Source organism: Klebsiella sp. MBT K-1 (genome assembly GCF_002556465.1).
Classification (GTDB): Bacteria; Pseudomonadota; Gammaproteobacteria; order Enterobacterales; family Enterobacteriaceae; genus Klebsiella; species Klebsiella grimontii.
Map to the genome: position 1 here is coordinate 1 of NZ_PDEL01000034.1, position 4,798 is coordinate 4,798.

Sequence of the window (4,798 nt, forward strand, 5' to 3'; positions counted from 1 at the left end):
ACTTCCGGCCTGAATTCAGGCCGGAAGTTCTCGCCAGTCAGTCAGGTGCATGGTTATGCATGGGGCTGAAAATCACGGTATGCGATTCTGAGCGGTTTTCGGTGAGAAGCCGGGGGTTTTTATGGCTCAGGACGTAAAACCGCCCTGAGCGCGTTTCAGCGGTGCGCGTAACGGATGTTATGGTAAATCCGGTGGCTTTGACGTGCCTGCCGTTGTGTACCGTCGTGAGTGAAAATAATTATATTGTTCGAAGAACAGCGCTTTTTGGCCGGAGAAAAGCAGTTCTGCAAACGATGGTATATCGATATGAGTTCTTTTGGCATTAATCCAGGCAAGACGCCGGGCAATAAGCGTAATATTCCGGATGTTACTTATTTCCATTTCTGTCAACAGCATCCCCCCCCACGCCGGAGAATAAAAAAGCCGCCTGTTCCATCGGCAAGCCCTACATCAAGGGAAACTACGTCTTACGATTCGTTTTGAACCGGGACGCTTTGTTGCTGCGAATCACTAACCAGATAATCCACGTTTTGTGAGTGGGTTTAGGTTAAGGCTTCAATAGAACAATAATAGCGTTAAGTGATTAGGGCAACCTGTGATTGCTAAAATGATGAAGTCTTCACATCATTTCGGTGAAGGCGATATGTGTTACACCACGTATTGAGAGACCTGCATGCCCTTTACAGGTGAACGGGAACGGGAATAGAGCGGCGATTTAGGGAAGGTGCGAATAAGCAGGTCATTTCTTCCCAAGCTGACTCGCTGATTAAAATTTCGCGGATCTGGGCCGATTTTTTTCCCGCAAACACATCGAATCAGCCTATTTAGGCTATTTTTTCCACCATTTCTGGCGTTATTTCCGGTTTTTACTGAGATCTCTCCCACTGACGTATCATTTGGTCCACCCGAAACAGGTTGGCCAGGGTGAATAACATCGCCAGTTGGTTATCGTTTTTCAGCAGCCCCTTGTATCTGGCTTTCACGAAGCCGAACTGCCGCTTGATGATGCGAAACGGGTGCTCCACCCTGGCACGGATGCTGGCTTTCATGTATTCGATGTTGATGGCCGTTTTGTTCTTGCGCGGATGCTGCTTCAAGGTTTTTACCCTGCCGGGACGCTCGGCGATCAGCCAGTCCACATCCACCTCGGCCAGCTCCTCGCGCTGTGGCGCTCCTTGGTAGCCGGCATCGGCTGAGACAAATTGCTCCTCTCCATGAAGCAGATTACCCAGCTGATTGAGGTCATGCTCGTTGGCCGCGGTGGTGACTAGGCTGTGGGTCAGGCCACTCTTGGCATCGACACCAATGTGGGCCTTCATGCCAAAGTGCCACTGATTGCCTTTCTTGGTCTGATGCATCTCCGGATCGCGTTGCTGCTCTTTGTTCTTGGTAGAGCTGGGTGCCTCAATGATGGTGGCATCCACCAAAGTGCCTTGGGTCATCATGACGCCTGCTTCGGCCAGCCAGCGATTGATGGTCTTGAACAATTGACGGGCCAGTTGATGCTGCTCGAGCAGGTGGCGGAAATTCATGATGGTGGTGCGATCCGGCAGGGCGCTATCCAGGGATAATCGGGCAAACAGGCGCATGGAGGCGATTTCGTACAGGGCATCTTCCATGGCACCGTCGCTCAGGTTGTACCAATGCTGCATGCAGTGAATACGCAGCATGGTCTCCAGCGGATAGGGCCGTCGGCCATTGCCCGCCTTGGGATAAAACGGCTCGATGACAGCGGTCATATTCTGCCATGGCAGAATATGCTCCATGCGGGACAAGAAAATCTCTTTTCGGGTCTGACGGCGCTTAGTGCTGAATTCACTATCGGCGAAGGTGAGTTGATGGCTCATGATGTCCCTCTGGGATGCGCTCCGGATGAATATGATGATCTCATATCAGGAACTTGTTCGCACCTTCCATAGAGCCACCAGTGTGATGAACTCACACTACAAATTCGTTCAGCACTAAATCAGAATTCGATGCAAATCTCGGACGCTGGATCATCACAGTGAATCCTTCTATAACCCGGATTTGAGAGTCGCAAACCCATATTAGGGCAAAGAAAGCCTAATGCCCCCGTGGTGGGTACACCAGAAAACGGGGAGCGAAGCGACCAGCATCAGGCCGTTCGTATGCTGCTTCGATTTTGTGGGTGTTGCGCCAGACCTTGGCAATCACGCTTCACCGCAACCGCTGCCTTCACTCTCACTTTATCAGGTACGTTATTGGTTAACGTGAGACCGGGTAGAGCCAGCTTCTTTCCCGAGCTGGTCAGGTTCCCACCGCTTGCCTGTTTATCCTGCCGGAGTCCGGGGCGTAGACCTGAGAGTCAAGGTGCAGATATGGGTTTAATGTCGTTGAATGGTATTAAGCTGGTAGTGACATTCCTAGCCAGCCCTGCTAGGATTTGATTGTGACGTCTGATCCTGGCAGGTATCTGCAAGAATTAGAGTACTCAAGCCCCGTGATTCTGTCACGGGGCTTTTGTACATCTGGAGCAAGAAAATTCATGCTCCTATCCGAAAATCCCTACCGCTCGCCGCAGCCGAACGACCGAGCGACGCGAGTCAGTGAGCGAGGAAGCGGCATTTCTCCGGCCTTGCAGAATGCACGTTCACGCCGATGTTTCCAGATCGTAGCGTACCCGTTTCAGCGCAGTCAGTAATTTTTCGTGGTCAAAATTCAACTCACCCGTTTTTGTATCAACCAGTCCCGCGTCAATCATCAGACCAGCCGCCAGAAACAGTCTGTGATTGCGTTCCCTGCGGTTTTTCTGCCCTGAAATCCGCGCCTGAACCGCCTTTTTCTGTGCGGCATCCCGTTCCTGCAACGCGTTTTTTTCAGCGGTTGCCAGAACGTGGAGCAGTCGTCTTTCAGTCTCACTGAGCGAAGCTTCATCATCCAGCAGATCGATAATCTGCCGTTGCCGTGCCGTTTTTTCTCCCAGCTTTCTGATGAAGGCTATGCGCTTTTTAAGCCATTCGACGTTACTGATCCGCATCGTTTAACTTCCCCATCCCGATATTTCCGACGGGGAAAGTATATAACTTGCGGTCAGAAGTCGCATGACTTATCTTTACTCATAATTCTTTAAATTAGAGTAAAGCGCACTTATATGTTTCTCCCTGCGGGCAGAAACAGTGCGCCCTGCCGGGGGCTGACACAACATGGCAACGTATCATCTCAGCGTGAAATTTGGCGGCAAGGGTAAAGCCCTTGCTCATGCCAGTTACATTACGCGGGAAGATAAGTTCAGCCAGCGCCAGGATCTCGAGCACACCGAACACGGCAATATGCCGGAATGGGCGAGAGATGAACCCGCCCATTTCTGGCAGGCTGCGGATGCGTTCGAACGTGCCAACGGTTCAACGTACAGGGAAATTGAGATCGCTCTACCCCGCGAGCTGAATGAAGCGCAGCGGCTGGCGCTTGTCCGGGATTTTGTGAAGCAGGAAACGGGCGACAAACATGCATGGACGTTTGCGATCCACAATCCGAAAGCCAGCATTGACGGCGGCGAACAGCCGCACGCCCATATCATGATGAGCCAGCGCGTCAATGACGGTATTGAGCGCAGTCCCGAACAGTATTTCAGGCGCTATAACGCCAAATTTCCGGCGCGTGGCGGCGCGCGCAAGGACTCAGGGCATAATTTAACCCCTACAGAACAAAAACAGGCACTGAAAGCCCTGCGGGAGCGCTGGGAGCGTACGCACAACGCGCATATGAAACGATATGGCTTTGAGCAGGGTTTTATTGATAGCCGGTCACTGAAAACACAGGGTATCGACCGGAAACCGGAACAGCATCTCGGTTTTGAAGCAGCCGGACGACTGGACGACAGCCAGAGGCAGGATATTAAAGACAGCCGGACGTTTTCAGTCGTGGATGTGCCTGAACAGGCGAAACATATCGACCACAGCGACCGTAGCTGGATGAATGCCAGCGGTATCGAGGTAAACCGGAAGGAACTGGTCAGATCTCTGACGCATGATATCTCGCAGCAGTACGGGCGGGAGATGGCTGCACGGGTCACAAAACAGGGAAATGTTGAAATAGAGCGCGTGAAATCCCTGTCACGCGGATTTTCCATAAGCAGGTAACTATGGCGAGCACCGAAGAAAAACTTCTCACACTCCTGCTGTCGGCGGAGCATCTGAAAGAGGCCGCAAAAGAGCAGCAGAAAGCCGTGGCGGATTCGCTGGCGGTGGCAAGGGAAACCCTGAAAGGCTACCGGGAAATATCGGACAGTGTGGCACAGCAGGTAAGGGATGAAGTCCGGCAGGAAGTGCAGAAAATGGATGTTGCGGGGCTGATTGGCGAGCGTATCAGCGCTGATTTTCAGCGTCTGGAAAAATCCGTCGGGAACATGAAAATCAATGCGGACGCGCTGGACAAGGAAATTTCCATTATCCGCAGTAACATCATCGCGGAGTACAACACGCTGCGGGGTTACAGCTGGAAGTGGTTTGCTGGGGTTGCGGTTGCCTTTGTCGTACTGATATTTGCCACAAGCTGGTTTGTGAAAACGGAACTACAGGACAATTACAACGCGTCTGCTGCCGTCTATCAGAAAGTGGCAGACCTTGAAAAGCTGCTGACAACGGAACAGAAACCGGAAAAGAAAAAGAACTGACGCGCTGCGCTTGTCCAACGCCTCACGGCCACGCAATAAATTGCGCACCCGTTCACCGTTTTCAGCCGAGTTTGGGGCGTCTTTTGAGACTTCCGGCCTGAATTCAGGCCGGAAGTTCTCGCCAGTCAGTCAGGTGCATGGTTATGCATGGGGCTGAAAATCACG

Annotated in this window: 5 protein-coding genes; 2 read left to right on the plus strand and 3 right to left on the minus strand. The window is 52.1% G+C overall.

The features are described 5' to 3' along the window. Positions 1–648: 648 nt before the first annotated feature. The 3 genes from CMQ96_RS29085 to CMQ96_RS28015 all read right to left on the minus strand — a co-directional run bounded on the left by CMQ96_RS29085 (position 649) and on the right by CMQ96_RS28015 (position 2,998). On the minus strand, positions 649–885 hold the full coding sequence (locus tag CMQ96_RS29085; protein WP_316497582.1) for a hypothetical protein: 237 nt from the start codon (positions 883–885) through the stop codon (positions 649–651). Beyond that, entirely contained in the window at positions 867–1,847 is a 981-nt protein-coding gene (locus CMQ96_RS28010) for an IS5-like element ISKpn26 family transposase (RefSeq protein ID WP_008503529.1), read from the minus strand. Before CMQ96_RS28010 ends, CMQ96_RS29085 begins: the two co-directional genes overlap by 19 nt. Positions 1,848–2,611: 764 nt before the next feature. Then, positions 2,612–2,998 (minus strand): hypothetical protein, encoded by a 387-nt coding sequence (locus tag CMQ96_RS28015; RefSeq protein WP_045282373.1) that lies wholly within the window; start codon positions 2,996–2,998, stop codon positions 2,612–2,614. Positions 2,999–3,164: 166 nt separating this feature from the next. Here CMQ96_RS28015 and CMQ96_RS28020 point away from each other — a divergent pair, with 166 nt between their 5' ends. Both CMQ96_RS28020 and CMQ96_RS28025 read left to right on the plus strand, forming a co-directional pair. Next, the gene (locus CMQ96_RS28020) at positions 3,165–4,100 is read left to right on the plus strand and encodes a MobA/MobL family protein (RefSeq protein ID WP_045626452.1); all 936 of its coding nucleotides are present in this window, start codon (positions 3,165–3,167) and stop codon (positions 4,098–4,100) included. A 2-nt stretch (positions 4,101–4,102) separates the two neighbouring features. Beyond that, on the plus strand, positions 4,103–4,633 hold the full coding sequence (locus tag CMQ96_RS28025) for a hypothetical protein (RefSeq protein ID WP_012634455.1): 531 nt from the start codon (positions 4,103–4,105) through the stop codon (positions 4,631–4,633). Positions 4,634–4,798: the final 165 nt, after the last annotated feature.